Origin of the sequence: Bacillus cereus group sp. BfR-BA-01330, assembly GCF_022663885.1 — a bacterium.
GTDB lineage: Bacteria > Bacillota > Bacilli > Bacillales > Bacillaceae_G > Bacillus_A > Bacillus_A cereus.
This window is the reverse complement of record NZ_JAKUGK010000002.1, coordinates 290991-307336: the sequence shown is the minus strand read 5'-3', so window position 1 is coordinate 307336 and position 16346 is coordinate 290991. Positions and strand designations below refer to the sequence as shown.

Here is a 16346-nt window from a genome sequence, read left to right as displayed (position 1 = left end):
CAACATAAGTATAGAGCATACTCATGTTCTATCCAACCTTTTTAAGAAATTTAATTAAAAATAGACCGATGCCTATGTCATCATGCCCACCACTTCATATGATAACAGTGTAGTAAGAACAATGTAGGAGGTCAAAAAACTATGGGTCACGTTGATTGTGGTTTTAGCGGTGGGTTCGCATTACTTGTTGTACTGTTTATTTTACTAATTATTGTAGGAGCAGCTTGCTTCTGCTAATATGAACAATAACGGCTAGGGGGAAACCTCCTAGTCGTTTATTGTTCATATTTCTATGATACACTTATATGTATAACCGTTAGATAGGAGCGAGAAAACATGTATCCTACCGAATACATACAATTTTTAATTCATTTCCATGGAGATTATGACTATTTTGAATGCCACGAAATACTAGAAGAGTATTGGAAGACAAAACCAAGAGGTAATCGTGATCATTACTTAGTTGGTCTCATTCAAATTGCAGTTTCTTTATACCACCAAAGACGTGCTAATTGGAATGGTTCTACAAAAATGATGAAAAGCGCAATTACAATTTTAGAAAAAAGCGGTGTGCCTTTACAACGTTTAGGAATTAATCAAGTACAACTTCTTTCCTTGCTCAATGAAAGATTGCAATCTATCCATAAAAAAGAACGTTTTGTACCTTTATTTTTACCCTTATCAGATTCATCGTTAGAGAAGCAGTGCATAGAGTTATGTCAAAAACAAAACCTCTCTTGGAAAGACTTGAATGCTATCCCAGGTGAATATATTATAAACAAGCACACTTTGCGTGATCGTACAGAGGTCATTACTGAACGAAACGAACAATTACAAAAAAGAAAGCAGAGATAATAAACTACTTATCTCTGCTTTCACGAATGTATATTTTGTTCTAGCCCTTTACATTTTTCGCAAAAACTTGCTGTTTGCTCATTTCCGCAAATTGTAAACTCAAGAAATTTACTCTTTAACTCTTGAACCATCTTCGTCCCAATCCCCACATGACGGTGAGACGGGTTCACACTCAAATGCTGAATTTCTAATACTTGATTCTCTTTTTTTACAATCCCCATTATTCCAACAAAATCTTCATTTTCTTTCCACAAATACAATTGCCAATCATCTTTTGCTTCATATTCTTTCATTGTCAATTGTAATGTTTTCACATCTTTTTCAGTTGGCATAAACGAAAGAAGCCCCATTGCAATTTTTTCATAACTTTTTTTAAAACGAATTAACATAACCCTTATCCCTTCTTACAAAAGTTACAAACTAGTAATCCCCTCAATCACTCTTTTCATATCACATTCATTTTACAATATTTTCAACAGAGTGAGAAGAGTCTAAAACAACTTGATAATCATACAAAGCGAAAAGAAGAAAGTCAAATCTATGTTTCAGCACTATTCCTTTAATAAATAGAGTTAAAAAAAGAAAATTTTATATGGAATGGAAAGAAACATATCATTCAACAGCACTTCATTTATAGTTACTCTAAAGCAGCACAATTCTAGCAAAATTAATATAACAAAAAATATTTATTGAAACATATAATGTAATGTATTCTATGTAATTGGTTAAAGGTTTGTTCTCACAAACAATATATTTTAGCAACAATACTACTTGTATGATGAGCTGTAGAAGTAGTACTCAATCTCATTAAAAATAAAAAAGAGAGCAAAAGCTCTCTTTTTCCTTACCTTATTCTTCCCAAACTTTAACTTCTTTCATTACATCGCCTTGACGCATTTTTAATACTGTTTCAATACCGCTTGTTGCTTTACCGAATACAGTATGAACACCATCTAAATGCGGCTGTGGCTCATGAACGATAAAGAATTGGCTACCGCCTGTGTTACGGCCAGCGTGAGCCATAGAAAGTGATCCTACAAGGTGTCTATGAGGGTTTCCATCAGTTTCACATGGAATAGAGTAACCTGGGCCACCTGCACCTGTACCTGTTGGGTCTCCACCTTGGCTTACGAAGCCAGGAATAACACGGTGGAATGTAACACCGTCATAAAATCCTTGCTCTGCTAATTTTTTAAAGTTTTCTACTGTTTTCGGTGCTTCTTCTGGGAAAAATTCCAAGTCGATTTTTTCACCGTTTTCCATTAATATGTATCCTAAAGTTTTCATACGTATATGTCTCCTTTCAACTATCTCAGCACTATATTACCACATTCATGACTAGAAACAAAAAGAATCCGACAATCTAGATACTTCTTTTTTGAAATGTGGAAAAAGCTAGGTGACAAATAAGAAATATATACTATAATAACTTTGTTGCCCGAAAATTTTAGAAAGAGAAAGGGAGCGATTTTTCGTGAAAACGAAATTATTAGCTCTGCTATTAGCTGTAACGGTATTTATGATGCCAACAGCTTCATTTGCAGACATCATTGAGGGAGAATCAATTGTTACATTAGGAGAGAACTTATCCGAACAACAAAAACAAGATCTGTTAAAAGAAATGAAAGCACCAAAAGATGCTACAATTATCACTGTATCTAATGCGGAAGAACATAAATTTCTAGAAGGCATTGTTCCAAAAGCACAAATTGGTACGAGAGCAATTTCTTCTTCTATGATTACATACACAAAACCAGGATCTGGTCTTATTGTACGATCAAAGAACATTAACTGGGTAACAGATGCAATGTACACTAACGCTTTGATTACAGCAGGTGTAAAAGATGCAGAAATTCAAATTACTGCACCTTTTAAAGTTTCAGGAACTGCAGCTTTAACTGGATTAATGAAAGCATACGAAACTGCGTCCAATAAACAAATTCCTGAAGAAATTAAAAAAGTAGCGAATGAAGAAATGGTACAAACAGCCCAGCTTGGTGATAAAATTGGTGAAGAAAAAGCAGTTCAACTTGTTGCAAAAATTAAAGAAGAAATTGCAAAAGAACAGCCAAAAACAACAGAAGATTTACGTTCATTAATTAAAAAAATTGCTGATCAACTCGGCATTACATTAACAGATGAACAGTTAGATAACTTAGTATCGTTATTTGATAAAATGAAAAATCTTAATATCGATTGGAATCAAGTTGGTAGTCAATTAAACAAAGCAAAAGAACATGTTTCTGCCTTTTTAGGATCTGAAGAAGGACAAAGTTTTCTAGATAAAGTGAAAGATTTCTTCTCAAGTATCATTGATTTTGTTAAATCTTTATTCAAGTAAAAAAGAAGCCCGCCAGTGACGGGCTTCTTTTTTATACAAGTAATGGTAATTTCATAACAGCCTCTTCAACCGAACGCACTATATGATTTGCTTTCTCCTTTACATATGGATGGGCATGATGAAGAGTAAATGAATGCGGGGTTACTTCAAACATAGAAATATCATTGAAAGAATCTCCAATACAAGCAACTTCATTTGCTTCAATTTGCAAATGGTCCATTAGTCGCTTTAGAGCACTCCCCTTACTCACGCCTCTTGGCATAATATCAACATAGCGTTTACCTGATATAAAAACTTCCGCTTCGCCTTGAAACGTATCTCGTAGCTCTTGATCTAACGTCACAATTTTCTCTTCTTCTCCAAAAACAAACAATTTTGCAGGGTGTACAGTCTTACCAAACTCTTCTTCTAACGCTTCAATTTCAGCGATATGCACGCCCATATACGCTTCAAAATTATGGTGATGTTCATTCTTCCTTTTTGTATATCGCTGCTCATTTGCACAAACAATATCCGCTAGTCCTTTTTTATGTATATATCGATATATTTCCTGGGCAACCACATTTTCAAAACTCGATTCATGAAATAAATTTCCATCCGGAAGCAACATTGTCGCTCCATTTAAGCCAGTTGTATAATATGGGAATGAAAACCTTTTTACAACTTCATCAATTCTGTGTGTAAAGCGGCCAGAGGCAAAACAAATATTTGTCCCTTTCTCAGCTAACCAACACAGCGCACGTTCATCTTCTTTTTGCATATGATTCACATCGTAAACGAGCGTGTCATCTAAATCACTTACAAATAATTTAATCATGTCCTCTTCCCCTTCCATACACAATATCTACTCTAAGTGTACACAAAAAATGTTTGATTTTTGTTAAAAAATAATAAATTTTTGCTAAAAAAAATAAACGGGTGTATAATCCCGTTTATTTTTGTCTTTTTACATTTTGAGGTCTTACAATACTTGGTCGTACTTTTAAACTAGACATCGTTGGACGGAGTAAAATTTTTGTTAATGCGCCCCAATCAAATGGTAAAAACGGCCATAAATAAGGTGTTTGTAAACTTTTTATAGACGTTAAAAATAAAATTAATATCGTCATACCAATTACAAATCCCATCTCATGGAAGAGACCTGTTAAAATAATAACAAACAATTTCCCAACCTTATTCCCTAATCCTAATTCATAACTCGGTGTTGCATATGCACCAATCATCGAAACTGCTACATACAAAATTACTTCTGGCACAAACAAACCTACATCAATTGCAATTTGACCAATTAATATAGCGGAAATCAACCCTGCTGCAGACGATAACGGCGTTGGAGTATGAATGGCTGCCATCCTTAAAAACTCAAGTCCGACCTCTGCCATTAACACCTGTAATAAAATTGGTAAATGCGTCATCTTAGTCGGTCCAATAAAAGCAAGATTTGCTGGCAAAAGAGTTGGATCAAATACAAACACTAACCAAAATGGTAATAAAAATAACGAGAATATAACACCTAAAAAGCGCACCCAGCGTAAAAATGTACCGACAGCTGGATTTTGTCTAAACTCTTCCGCGTGCTGTAAATGATGAAAATATGTTGTCGGTGTAATCATAGCACTTGGCGATGTGTCAACAAGTACTAACACATGTCCTTCTAGTAGATGATTTGCTGCTACATCTGGCCTTTCTGTATATCGAATAAGTGGAAATGGGTTATAGCTTTGCTTTACAACAAATTCTTCTACTGTTTTATCCGCCATCGTAATTCCATCTACATCGATGTTATTTAATTCTTGTTTTATAATCTTTACTAAATCTGGATTTGCAACATCTTGAACGTATGTAATGCAAATATCCGTTTGTGATCTATCTCCTACTCGAACCATTTCATTTCGAAGACGTGGATCTCGAATTCTTCTACGGATTAATGCTGTATTTACAACGATATTTTCAACAAATCCATCCCTTGCACCGCGTACTACCTTTTCGGTATCTGGTTCTGTCGGCGTTCGCCCTGGATAACTACGAACATCGATTGCAAACGCTTCCGTTTCACCTTCCACAAATATCACGATGAGTCCTGATAATACTTGGAGCATTACCTCATCCATCGTTTTCACTTTACTTACTTGTTGATGGATTAAGCGATTCTCTAAAAGCTTCACTGTATCTTCTTCTACATCCCTTATCTCATTTGTATCCACCGCTTCTTCTAAAATAGGGATAATATAATTTGTATCACAAAGTCCGTTTACAAATAACACACCAATTTCTTTATTCAAAATTTGAAATTTACGAATGCCAACATCGTATGTAACGCCTAGCCCAACTGTCTGCTTTAAATAATTTTCATTGTCACTTATGAAAGTTGATATAGGGATATCCACTTTTTTAGGCTTCGTCATAAAAACCACTCCTTTCCAAAATTAATTGAATTGCTTTCTTCGTAATAGGTGATCCCCTCTCCCATTCATCATTTCCACACATCTTACCAATGTCACCGACTCCAACGATGACAGGAACATTCAAGTCATCTAAACAATAAATTGTATCTCCGCTAATTCTGCCAATTTCGCCATCTGGAAGTCCAAATTTATCAACACCGTATTCGGTTAAATTCCCGTTCCGATCTACACTTACATCTACACGTGCCCATTCCCAATGATGCGTATTAGACGCTACCGCTAAAATACCGAGCACATCAATTTGTTTATGGGTAGCCACATATTTTAAAGCCTTTTCACCAGATCCTTCTCCAATAAATCCACTGTCATCAAACATGACAAATACAGGGTCATATGGCGTTTGCATAATAAGCTCAACAACTTTTTTCCCTGTCAATTTGGTTGGATTACTTTGTGATGCTGAAATACACCTTCCCCCAAATTCCTTCGTTAAAAGCTCAATTGTCCGCTTTGCATATTCATCTCCATCTGTGACCAAAACAACCCTTCGTCTCATTTGATTTATCCTTTCGGTTTACATATAAGTGCTATAAAAAACGAAAACAATATCGCTGCGGAAATGCCCGCAGACGTTAAACTAAACATGCCAATACCAATTCCTAAATATCCATGTTTTTCTGCTGCATGCATTGCTCCGTGCAATAGTGAATGTCCAAAACTTGTAATAGGGACTGTTGCTCCAGCACCTGCAAACTTTATTAGTTTATCGTACAATCCAAATCCATCTAAAATTGCTCCGATGACTACAAAAGTTGCCATTAAATGAGCTGGTGTTAACTTTACAAAATCTAACAATAGTTGCCCAATTAAACAAATAACTCCACCTACAAGAAATGCATATATAAAATCCACAATTCACTCTCCTTTAACTCTCTCAAATACGACACCATGTGCAATTGTTGGAATCGTTTCCTTCTGTTGCATCATCATCGGGCTTAATAATGCACCAGTCGCAACGACAAAAATTCGTTGTAAATTCCCTTTTTGCATCTCGTGTAATAAATGACCATATGTGACAACTGCTGAACAAGCGCAACCACTACCACCTGCAAACACTTCTTCTTGACTTGGTTCATAAATCATCAATCCACAATCATTGTATATATGCCCAAGATCATAACCTTCCTCAAGTAAAAGTTGTTTCGCAATCGGCGTCCCAACAGCTGATAAATCTCCCGTAACAATCAAATCATAATCATCGGCACTTCTTCTTAAATCTTCAAAATGTTGTTGAATTGTATGAGCTGCTGCTGGAGCCATCGCTGCTCCCATATCCAAAGGATTTGTGATTCCTAAATCTTGCACTTTTCCAATTGTAGCCGACGTAATTTTAATTGCACTTTTTTCATTGCTAATTAATATAGACCCTGCACCAGTCACAGTTGAATTTGCTGTCCCTGGCTTTTGTCCACCGTACTCTGTTGGATAGCGAAATTGTCTTTCAGCCGTTGCATTATGACTACTTACTGTAGCTAAAACACGATTTGCAAATCCACCGTCTATAAAAGCTGAGCCAACTGCTAAAGTCTCCATAGACGTCGCACAAGCGCTAAACATTCCTAAAAAAGGAATGCCCCACTTACGCGCAACATAATTTGCTGTCACTGTTTGATTTAATAAATCTCCTGCTAAAAAGAAATCAATTTGCGATGTTTTTATATTCCCTTTTTGCACTGCTTGTTGAATTGAGTCTGACATTAATCTTCGTTCGGCGAGCTCCCAATTTTCTTCTCCACAATGCAATTCATCATATGAAATATCAAATTTTTTCCCAAGAGGGCCCTCAGCTTCTTTCGGACCGACAGCAGTACCCGTTGCATTCACATATATATCATTTTGAAATACCCACGTTTGTTTTCCGGTCAACCTCATACTAGCCCCTCCTTTAAGACATAAAAATTTTAAAGGTATACCTTATTAACCCAATGATATATGCACCAACAACCCCAAATACAATCACACTTCCTGCCAGTTTAAACATATTTGTAGCAATCCCTAGAACAACCCCTTCGCTCTTATGTTCTAAGGCAGCGCTCGCCATAGAATTTGCAAATCCTGTTACCGGTACCGCTGATCCTGCTCCAGCAAATTGACCGATTTTATCATATACACCACACCCTGTTAAAATCGCGGATAATAAAACAAGGGTTGCAACAGTTGGGTTTCCTGCCTCTTGTTCACTGAAGTGAAAATAATGTATATAAAATTTCATCAATACTTCTCCAACTGTGCAAATGAGTCCACCTACAAGAAATGCTTTGATACAATTTAGTAAATAGTTTGGCTTTGGATGATACTCCTTCACTTTATTTATGTAATCATCCTTCAATTTCTGACTTGTCATTTATATACTGCCTCCTACTTTACGAAATAAATCCAGTGAAACAACGATCCTATTACTTTCCCAAGTACAAGAGCAACGAGTAAAACAATAATCTTCCCCTCTACCCCTACTCGTTTCGCTAAAATAGGTAGAACATTTAACACCTCTGTTAATGCCGCAGCAAGCATTCCGATGAATGTGCCACAAAATATCCCTAATATAACGAGCCAATATTGCGACGTTTGAAATGTAATGTTTTTCAAACTGCACCAAGCCCCTGTTAAAGTACCTGCAATGACTGCCCACTCAAAATATTGAATATGCTTTCCACTTCTCGTTAATTGAGCTAAACGGGGGATTATACCAAGTACAGCTAAAAATGCGACATATCCGCTACCTACCGCAATCCCTCCAGCTAAACCAATTAAAATAACAAATCCAGACTCAATCATCGGCAAGTTGTTTCATATTATCCTTGTTTTCATTAACGATTACATACTGATCAAGTGACTGTTGGTATTGAAACATCTCAACTTCTAACGGACTCGGCTCTTCATTAATTCGCTTTTGAAATACATGATTAAAGAATAAAACCATCCCTAAGCCAAGACCTAAAGAATAAGGAATTTGAAATAAAAGTGGTTGTGCATTAAATTCTCCAGTAATCATGTAATATAACCGTTGATGTACTTGTTGCATACTTACATCTTCATGGAAATAAATGATCGCAAGGGCCGCTCCAATGAACAGTAACAGCCATACAAGCCCGAAAAAAATTGGGTGTGTCTTCTTTTTTTCGTATATAATTTCAACAAGAGTTTGTCCAGAACCGAGTAAATTAATTTGTACATGAGATGCTTTCTGTTGAATAATCTCAATTACTTTCATAACATCAATTACAACATGCGTCTTATCATGCGCTGTTATTTTGTAAACTATCTCATTTTGTAACAACTCAACTACGGAAGAATCTCCGGCAAGTTGAGCAACATCGCCCAGCTTTACTTCATAAGTAGGAGAAACTTTTAAACGATTGCGCATTTTAATATAAATCGTTTGTTCCAACTTTCATTCACCCCTTCACTCTTCCTCGTAGTTGTAGTATGGTTATTGAATTTTTTTCTAATACAATTTTTTCATAAAAAAACATCTGCACCATTTCGGTACAGATGTTTTTTACTTATGCCTTTTTCTTAAATAAGTTTGCAATACTTAATGCAAGCCCTCCCCAAATGACTACTATTCCAATAACCATCATCATAATCGCTGATCCACTCATTATGAAACACCTCGATCTTTCCATTCTTTTTCAAGCTTGGCAGAATCCGAATGAATTTGTGCATCCCATTTTTTCAGGCCAATGATTATTGCAACTATGAGGAATGCTGCTGCTATCGACCAACCATACGTTACAACAAACTCAGTCGGATAATCTCCGTAGTTCTTTTTAATATTTTGGATTGTACCATCAATTAGCATATACCCTAACATAAGCGGAGTAATAACGAGTAAACTCACTCTCCAAAACGTTCCTAATTTAATATCAGATACAAAGTTTGCATGATTTTGATAAACTGGTAAACGGCGTAAAATGAGCCCTATCGTAACTACTTCCGCAAGTGCAATTGTAATTAATCCGAAATTATTAGCGAAATAGTCGACAACATCTAAGAACATAAGTCCACCACGTGTTGCAAAAACAAGAGAAACTAACACGAGAAGGGTTCCCATAATTCCAATAGTTTTTTCCCGACTTAAACTGAATTTTTCAGATACAGCGGCAAAGCATACTTCCGCGAGTGAAATAAGTGATGTAATTCCAGCAACCGTTAACGATAAGAAAAATAAAACACCAAACAACGGTGACATCGGCAATTCATTAATAATTTGGGGAAATACTACGAACGCAAGCCCAACGCCAGCACTTGCTACTTTATCAACCGGTACTCCCATATTATTTGCCATAAATCCAAGAGCTGCAAAGACCCCAATACCTGCTAATAATTCAAATCCTGAGTTTGCAAATCCAGTAATAAAGGCATTATTTGTTGTATCCGAGTTTTTCGGTAAATAACTAGAATACGTAATCATAATTCCAAATGCTAAAGATAAACTAAAGAATATTTGACCGTAAGCAGCAAGCCATACTTTCCCATCAAAAATACGACTCCAATCTGGTTTAAAGAATGCATCTAGTCCTTGCATAGCACCTTCCATCGTCACTGCACGAACAACGATAATAAGGAACATAACAACTAATAAAGGAATAAATATACGGTTAACAACTTCGATTCCTTTTTTAACTCCTTTAAATGCAACGCCAAGCACAATAATCCAAACGAGAGCTAACGGAATTAATACTTCTGGTACAAGTCCTCCAAATTGTCCTGGCTTATCTGCAACATGTAAGTACTCTTTAAATAAAAATGATTGCGTGTCTTTTCCCCATGCTCCAGTAATTGCAAAGTATGTATACGATATAGACCAAGCAATAATCACTGCATAATATGTTGAAACAATAAATGTTACGCACATTTGCCACCATCCAATAAATTCTGCACGCGGGCTAATACGGAAAAATGTAAGTGGTGCTGAGCCACGATGACGATGACCAAGGGCAAACTCAAACGCTAACAATGAAATACCAGTCGTTAATAATGCAAATAAATACGGTAAAAAGAATGCTCCTCCTCCATTTTCATACGCTGTATAAGGAAAACGCCATATGTTTCCTAATCCAACGGCAGATCCGACCGCTGCGAAAATAAATCCAGCTCTCGTTCCCCATTGTTGCCTCGTTTCCATATTTCCTTCCCCCTTTATGACAAGTTCATACTTGGATTATATTTTAAATTGACTAAATTATCAATAAATTCTGTTAATTTTTGCGAAAATTAACATCTCTCTCCTATTAACGGCATAAAAAAATCGAATAGACGATTATTCGTCTATTCGATCTTTCATCTGTTTTAATATTTTCTTTTCAAGTCTTGAAACTTGTACTTGCGAAATGCCTATGCGCTCGGCTACTTCTGACTGTGTTTGATCTTTATAGTAACGCAAGTATACAATTAAGCGCTCTCGTTCATCTAGTTCTCTAATCGCTTCTTTTAAAGCAATTTTATCGAACCATTTCGTTTCAGATTGATCTGCAATTTGATCTAAAATAGTGATTGGATCTCCATCGTTTTCATATACAGTTTCATGTATAGATGAAGGGGCCCGGCTCGCTTCTTGTGCTAGAACAACTTCCTCTGGCGTTAGTTCTAGTGCCTCTGCCACTTCATTAATCGTTGGAGCCCTTCCGAATTCTTTCGAAAGCTCATCTCTCATCTTTCGAATTTTGTTTCCTGTTTCTTTTAAAGACCTACTAACTTTTACTGATCCATCATCGCGTAAGAAACGTTGTATTTCACCAATAATCATTGGAACTGCATATGTTGAAAATTTCACGTCGAAAGATAAATCAAATTTATCTACCGATTTCAAGAGCCCAATACATCCAATTTGAAATAGGTCGTCTGGTTCGTATCCTCGATTAAGAAACCGCTGTACAACCGACCAAACGAGGCGCATATTACTTTGAACGATTGTATCTCTCGCTTGTTGATCTCCATCTTGACTTTTTTGAATTAACGCTTTTAGCTCGTGGTCCTTTAACTGAGGTTTCTTCTTCTCATTTTTGACCTCTATGTCCATAGGCTATTCTCCTTAATTGCATAGAGCGTTACTATTTGATAAGTATTTTGTCAAATGGATTGTTGTCCCGAAAGATTCGTTTGAAATAACTTCTACTTCATCCATAAAATTTTCCATGATAGTAAATCCCATTCCGGAACGCTCTAATTCAGGTTTAGTTGTAAAAAGGGGTTGTCTCGCTTCATCTAAGTTAAAGATTCCAATCCCTTCATCTCGAATCGTGAGTTTCACCATTGCTTCTTCCAAAATTACAGAAATATAAACAATACCTTCTGCATTTCCTTCGTATCCATGAATAATTGCATTTGTAACCGCTTCTGACACAACTGTTTTAATCTCCGTTAATTCTTCCATCGTTGGATCTAGTTGTGCAATGAAAGCCGCCACTGTAACGCGAGCGAATGATTCATTTTGACTTAATGCTGAAAATTGAAGGTTCATTTCATTTCTCATCTATGCCACCCCCAACGTCGCGAGCGCGTGCGCTTCACTTTCTTCTAAGCGAACGATTTTGAATAAGCCCGACATTTCAAATAAACGCTTAACAGGCGGTGAAATTGCACAAACAACCATTTCTCCACCTAATCCCTTTACGTGTTTATATCGGCCTAATATAACACCTAGACCAGAACTATCCATAAACGATAAGTTCTCTAGACTCAAAACAATATGATGAACACCATGTGTCTCAATCATATCTGTTACTTTCGTTCGCAACTCTTCAGCCGTATGATGATCTAATTCACCCTCTAGTCTCACACATAGGACGTCACGTTTTACTTCTAATTGCATGGAAAGACTCACACGATTTCCTCCTTATGCTCAAACTTTACTTATTCACATACATAAAGATTTTCGTGATACAAAATAAGAATCCTTCCTGCTGACAAAAGAAGAACTATTTCGTCATAAAGTGAAACCTTTCAGCATTATTCACTTACATACGAATAGAAAAGCGGCAAAATATTTGCCGCTATTTTGATGTTGAAAACATCCCAAAACTTCTTTTAAATAACTCCCACCAGCTCGCTGCAGCAACATCTTCTTTTGCTACAATTGTTTGTTTTAATAAAACATCTTTATCTTTTTTAATAACAAGGGTGCCAAGCGCGTCACCTTTTTTAATCGGTGCTTTTACTTTCTTTTCAGCAATTACTTCTTGTTTTACCTTGTCCATATTCTCGCCCTTCTTCATAAGAAGAGAAACATTATCTGACGCAACTAAATCTACTTTTTCTTTTTTCCCTTTTCCTACTTGAACTGTCTTAATTTTTTCGCCGCGCGTATACAATTTCTTTGTCATATATTGTCCAAATGCATAGTCAAGAAGCTTTGTCACTTGGTTGTTCCGTTCTTTTGATGTTGGTGCTCCCATGACAACTGAAATGACACGCATACCATTTTTTTCAGCCGATGCTGTTAAACAATATTTCGCTTCTGTCGTAAAACCTGTTTTTACTCCATCTACGCCAGGATAAAAACGTACTAGTTTATTCGTATTAACGAGCCAAAACTTTTTATCTGTATCTTCACGTAAATAATCTTCGTACTTACCTGTGTATTTACGAATAAGTGGATACTTCATCAATTCTCTCGCCATTATAGCCATATCATTTGCTGTCGAATAATGGTCTTTGGCCGGAAGACCTGTTGGGTTTTGAAAATGTGTATTTTTCAGCCCTAAATCTTTCGCCTTTTTGTTCATCATATTTACAAATCCTTCTTCTGAACCTGCGATGTGCTCGGCTACCGCAACAGATGCGTCATTTCCAGATGCAATTGCAATACCCTTTAACATCTCATTTACAGTCATCTCTTCCCCAGGTTCTAAAAAGATTTGCGATCCACCCATTGAAGCTGCATGTTCACTCGCTCTAACTTTATCGGTCAGTTTTAATTTTCCTTTTTCAACTTCTTCCATAATTAAAAGCATTGTCATAATCTTTGTCATACTAGCAGGTGGTAATTTTTCATTTGGGTTTTTATCAAATAAAACTTTACCTGTATCTTGCTCAATTACGATTGCTGACGACGCTTGTTCCGCTAACTTCGGCGTTGTTTCTTCTGTTTTCTCTGGCTTCGTTTTCTCAGATTGCGCGAAACTCACTGAAGTTCCAGAAAGCAATAACATGAAACAAACAAGTATTCCAAAAACTCGCTTCATGACTAACCCTCCATTCTATATCAGACCTATTTTTTCCAATTCATCTTTTTTTAATACCAATTTTTTCTATTATTTTCAGTTGACAAATACATTCGTCCCCTATATTGTATTAAGTGTATTACACATAGTAGTACACTTAATACATATGAGGAAGGAGACATTGCTCTTGCATATTCAACTTGATCCAAGAAGCAACACTCCGATATGGGAACAAATTGTTCAAAATATAAAAGAACTCGTATTGAAAAACATGTTGGCTCCAAGTGATAAACTTCCTTCTGTACGCGAACTCGCTTCTTTACTCGTTATAAATCCAAATACAGTGAGTAAAGCGTATCAAGAGTTAGAGAGACAAGGAATTATTGAAACGTTACGAGGAAAAGGAACATTTGTATCCCAATCGATTACCCCAACATTAGACGAAAGGAAAATCGCTATGGTTGAAAAGCAATTTCATCAATTACTATTAGAAGCCTCTTATCTTGGTGTTACGAAAGATAAAATTCATGATTGGATAGATTCATACTATAAAGAGATTGGAGGAAATACGGATGCTGAAAGTGACAAGCTTGAAGAAAACAATTGATACTCAAACAATTTTAGACGATGTTTCTTTCACATTACAAAAAGGTAGTATTATCGGGTTACTTGGAAGAAACGGCGCGGGAAAAACAACTTTATTACGAACGATGGTCGGCATTTTAGACCCCGACGAGGGAACTGTTACATATGAGGATATCGACATTCATAAGAATCCTGAAACGAAACAAAAAATCGTATATGTTCCGGATTCTACTAACATACTGAACGGTTATACAGTAAAAGAAATCGTGAAGTTTTATAAAGCAGTTTATACAGCTTTTGATGAACCATATTTCTATGAACTACTAGAACATTTCAACTTACCAAATAAACGAATTCGTAGTTATTCAAAAGGAATGAAAGCACTGCTTGCCATCATTTTAGCTGTTGCTGCAAAAGCAGAATATATTATTTTAGATGAACCAACAAACGGACTTGATCCTATCGTTAAAAGACAGATTTTACAGTTTCTCGTTGGAGAAGTTGCAGAAAAAGAAATTACCATTTTCATCTCTACCCATCATTTAGATGAAGTGGAACAAATTGCAGATACAATCATTATGTTAAAAGGACATACTGTAGCATCTATTACGTCACTAGACGATGCAAAATCACAATTTGCAAAAATACAAGTAGCTTACGAGCGTTCATTACCTCAAAAACTAGAAAACTTAAGCAATATTAAAATATTAAATCAAACAGGAAAAGTATATACAATCTTAATTGAAGGAAATGTGGCTACAACACTCGAGAAGTTTTATAAAGAACAACCACTGCTCATTGAAGAATTAACAATGTCACTTGAAGATGTCTTCGTTACGACACTGGAGGAGGATGGATATGTTTCATAAAGCGTTATGGATGTGGAATTGGAAGCGTGGGAAATATGCTGCGTTACTTTTTCTCTTCAGTTCACTTTATTTTTTATCTTTCGAATACTATCAAGCAGCAGAAACTCAACAGTCTCTCTTTCTCCATCCAGAAAAAATAGGTGAAGAAAAGTTCTACTATCATTATTCTTTTTATTCTTCTAATAGCTTTTGGTTAAGTATTATTACAATTATCCTATCCTGTATATTAATTGGCTGGGAGCGCAGTAATCAAAATGGAGATTCACTTATGACATTTCCATTTAAAAGACGTGATATGTTCTTATCGAAGTGGGTTTTCGGTGGATTTTTCATTGTACTATCATTTCTAATCAATTGGGGTCTTATGTATTTTATTTATAAATCTACGATTCACTTTGAATATCAATCTTTCGAACCGTTTCATCGATATTTCTTGTATGCAATTTTCACATATATCGCTATCTATACTGTCTCTTTATGTATAGGTACATTTACTGGCAGTATTATTTCACAAAGCATCTTCAGCATTACTTTTTGCATAATGGGAATGGGAATCTTTTCACTCTTACTCCTTTTCTTTACAGCTCATGCTGAGGCAATACAGGGGAATAAAAGTTATACGAATTTCGAAAACATTTATAAATTCAATAAAAAGACCAACATTTCAAGCGCTATATTAGACTTTTCAATTAGTTATAATTACCACCCTACTGTCCAATCAGATGAAGATCATGGAAAAGTAATACAAAGGGGACCCACTTTTCATAGTTACTACTCTGCAAAAGTAATACTTGTTCCTATCTTCTATACTATTTCCAGCTTACTAATTGGTATGTTTCTTTATGCACGATCACCTAATGAACATAATAAGAAAATTTTCCTTTTCCCAAAATACAACTCACTCTGGATGTGGGGTACTACCTTTTATTTTGCATTAATAGGTGGGCAAATGTTAAAACGTTTTGATTTATTATTTAGTTACTATGTTGGGTTCTTTTTATTTGGAATCGTCACTTATTTTATATTATCACGTCTTACAAACTATAAAGTTTTTTAAAGGAGAGAT

Annotated in this window: 22 protein-coding genes; 6 read left to right on the top strand and 16 right to left on the bottom strand. The window is 35.8% G+C overall.

From position 1 onward, the window contains the following. The first annotated feature begins 141 nt into the window (after positions 1–141). Both MR112_RS07445 and MR112_RS07440 read left to right on the top strand, forming a co-directional pair. The gene (locus MR112_RS07445) at positions 142–237 is read left to right on the top strand and encodes a YjcZ family sporulation protein (protein ID WP_000510194.1); all 96 of its coding nucleotides are present in this window, start codon (positions 142–144) and stop codon (positions 235–237) included. A 99-nt stretch (positions 238–336) separates the two neighbouring features. Further along, positions 337–855, top strand: coding sequence for a DUF309 domain-containing protein (locus MR112_RS07440; protein ID WP_000283597.1), 519 nt, complete (start codon positions 337–339; stop codon positions 853–855). A 20-nt stretch (positions 856–875) separates the two neighbouring features. Here the strand turns inward: MR112_RS07440 and ribT are convergent, their stop codons facing one another. Beyond that, positions 876–1244, bottom strand: a complete 369-nt coding sequence (gene ribT, locus MR112_RS07435; protein ID WP_000908401.1) for a GNAT family N-acetyltransferase RibT — start codon at positions 1242–1244, stop codon at positions 876–878. Positions 1245–1704: 460 nt separating this feature from the next. Beyond that, positions 1705–2142, bottom strand: a complete 438-nt coding sequence (locus MR112_RS07430; RefSeq protein WP_000853782.1) for a peptidylprolyl isomerase — start codon at positions 2140–2142, stop codon at positions 1705–1707. 187 nt (positions 2143–2329) lie between these two features. Here MR112_RS07430 and MR112_RS07425 point away from each other — a divergent pair, with 187 nt between their 5' ends. After that, a complete protein-coding gene (locus MR112_RS07425) occupies positions 2330–3196 on the top strand; it encodes a DUF1002 domain-containing protein (protein ID WP_000850514.1) in 867 nt (288 codons plus the stop codon). A 31-nt stretch (positions 3197–3227) separates the two neighbouring features. Here the strand turns inward: MR112_RS07425 and MR112_RS07420 are convergent, their stop codons facing one another. The 14 genes from MR112_RS07420 to dacF all read right to left on the bottom strand — a co-directional run bounded on the left by MR112_RS07420 (position 3228) and on the right by dacF (position 13847). After that, complete coding sequence (locus MR112_RS07420) at positions 3228–4031, bottom strand: Cof-type HAD-IIB family hydrolase (RefSeq protein WP_002026273.1); 804 nt, start codon at positions 4029–4031, stop codon at positions 3228–3230. A 97-nt stretch (positions 4032–4128) separates the two neighbouring features. Then, positions 4129–5601 carry a spore germination protein SpoVAF gene (gene spoVAF, locus MR112_RS07415; protein WP_000165595.1) on the bottom strand — a complete coding sequence of 491 codons (1473 nt, stop codon included), beginning with the start codon at positions 5599–5601 and terminating at the stop codon, positions 4129–4131. Next, the gene (gene spoVAEA, locus MR112_RS07410; protein WP_001254415.1) at positions 5588–6157 is read right to left on the bottom strand and encodes a stage V sporulation protein SpoVABEA; all 570 of its coding nucleotides are present in this window, start codon (positions 6155–6157) and stop codon (positions 5588–5590) included. Before spoVAEA ends, spoVAF begins: the two co-directional genes overlap by 14 nt. Positions 6158–6162: 5 nt before the next feature. Further along, the gene (spoVAE, locus tag MR112_RS07405) at positions 6163–6513 is read right to left on the bottom strand and encodes a stage V sporulation protein AE (protein WP_000345916.1); all 351 of its coding nucleotides are present in this window, start codon (positions 6511–6513) and stop codon (positions 6163–6165) included. 3 nt (positions 6514–6516) lie between these two features. Then, positions 6517–7533: a stage V sporulation protein AD gene (gene spoVAD, locus MR112_RS07400; protein ID WP_001241165.1), complete on the bottom strand. Its 1017-nt coding sequence runs from the start codon at positions 7531–7533 to the stop codon at positions 6517–6519. Positions 7534–7546: 13 nt separating this feature from the next. Further along, the gene (spoVAC, locus tag MR112_RS07395; protein ID WP_000203810.1) at positions 7547–8005 is read right to left on the bottom strand and encodes a stage V sporulation protein AC; all 459 of its coding nucleotides are present in this window, start codon (positions 8003–8005) and stop codon (positions 7547–7549) included. 14 nt (positions 8006–8019) lie between these two features. Further along, positions 8020–8436: a stage V sporulation protein SpoVAB gene (spoVAB, locus tag MR112_RS07390; protein WP_000572936.1), complete on the bottom strand. Its 417-nt coding sequence runs from the start codon at positions 8434–8436 to the stop codon at positions 8020–8022. Beyond that, a complete protein-coding gene (locus MR112_RS07385) occupies positions 8429–9049 on the bottom strand; it encodes a stage V sporulation protein AA (protein ID WP_000438369.1) in 621 nt (206 codons plus the stop codon). The genes spoVAB and MR112_RS07385 overlap by 8 nt, the downstream gene beginning before the upstream one ends. A gap of 115 nt (positions 9050–9164) precedes the next feature. After that, positions 9165–9263 (bottom strand): methionine/alanine import family NSS transporter small subunit, encoded by a 99-nt coding sequence (locus tag MR112_RS07380; protein ID WP_000016826.1) that lies wholly within the window; start codon positions 9261–9263, stop codon positions 9165–9167. Further along, the gene (locus tag MR112_RS07375; protein ID WP_000450088.1) at positions 9263–10789 is read right to left on the bottom strand and encodes a sodium-dependent transporter; all 1527 of its coding nucleotides are present in this window, start codon (positions 10787–10789) and stop codon (positions 9263–9265) included. The genes MR112_RS07380 and MR112_RS07375 overlap by 1 nt, the downstream gene beginning before the upstream one ends. Before the next feature lie 135 nt (positions 10790–10924). After that, positions 10925–11683, bottom strand: coding sequence for an RNA polymerase sporulation sigma factor SigF (gene sigF / locus MR112_RS07370; RefSeq protein ID WP_000350729.1), 759 nt, complete (start codon positions 11681–11683; stop codon positions 10925–10927). Positions 11684–11695: 12 nt separating this feature from the next. Beyond that, the gene (gene spoIIAB, locus MR112_RS07365; RefSeq protein ID WP_001243398.1) at positions 11696–12136 is read right to left on the bottom strand and encodes an anti-sigma F factor; all 441 of its coding nucleotides are present in this window, start codon (positions 12134–12136) and stop codon (positions 11696–11698) included. Next, entirely contained in the window at positions 12137–12487 is a 351-nt protein-coding gene (spoIIAA, locus tag MR112_RS07360; RefSeq protein ID WP_000059135.1) for an anti-sigma F factor antagonist, read from the bottom strand. 169 nt (positions 12488–12656) lie between these two features. Next, positions 12657–13847 (bottom strand): serine-type D-Ala-D-Ala carboxypeptidase DacF, encoded by a 1191-nt coding sequence (dacF, locus tag MR112_RS07355; RefSeq protein WP_000831981.1) that lies wholly within the window; start codon positions 13845–13847, stop codon positions 12657–12659. A gap of 166 nt (positions 13848–14013) precedes the next feature. Between dacF and MR112_RS07350 the strand changes: the two genes are divergently transcribed. The 3 genes from MR112_RS07350 to MR112_RS07340 are packed head-to-tail and all read left to right on the top strand — an operon-like array spanning position 14014 to position 16337. Further along, positions 14014–14433, top strand: coding sequence for a GntR family transcriptional regulator (locus MR112_RS07350; protein ID WP_000548040.1), 420 nt, complete (start codon positions 14014–14016; stop codon positions 14431–14433). Beyond that, positions 14399–15280: an ABC transporter ATP-binding protein gene (locus MR112_RS07345; protein WP_000922164.1), complete on the top strand. Its 882-nt coding sequence runs from the start codon at positions 14399–14401 to the stop codon at positions 15278–15280. Before MR112_RS07350 ends, MR112_RS07345 begins: the two co-directional genes overlap by 35 nt. Then, on the top strand, positions 15270–16337 hold the full coding sequence (locus MR112_RS07340) for an ABC transporter permease (RefSeq protein WP_059303470.1): 1068 nt from the start codon (positions 15270–15272) through the stop codon (positions 16335–16337). The genes MR112_RS07345 and MR112_RS07340 overlap by 11 nt, the downstream gene beginning before the upstream one ends. Positions 16338–16346 lie beyond the last annotated feature (9 nt).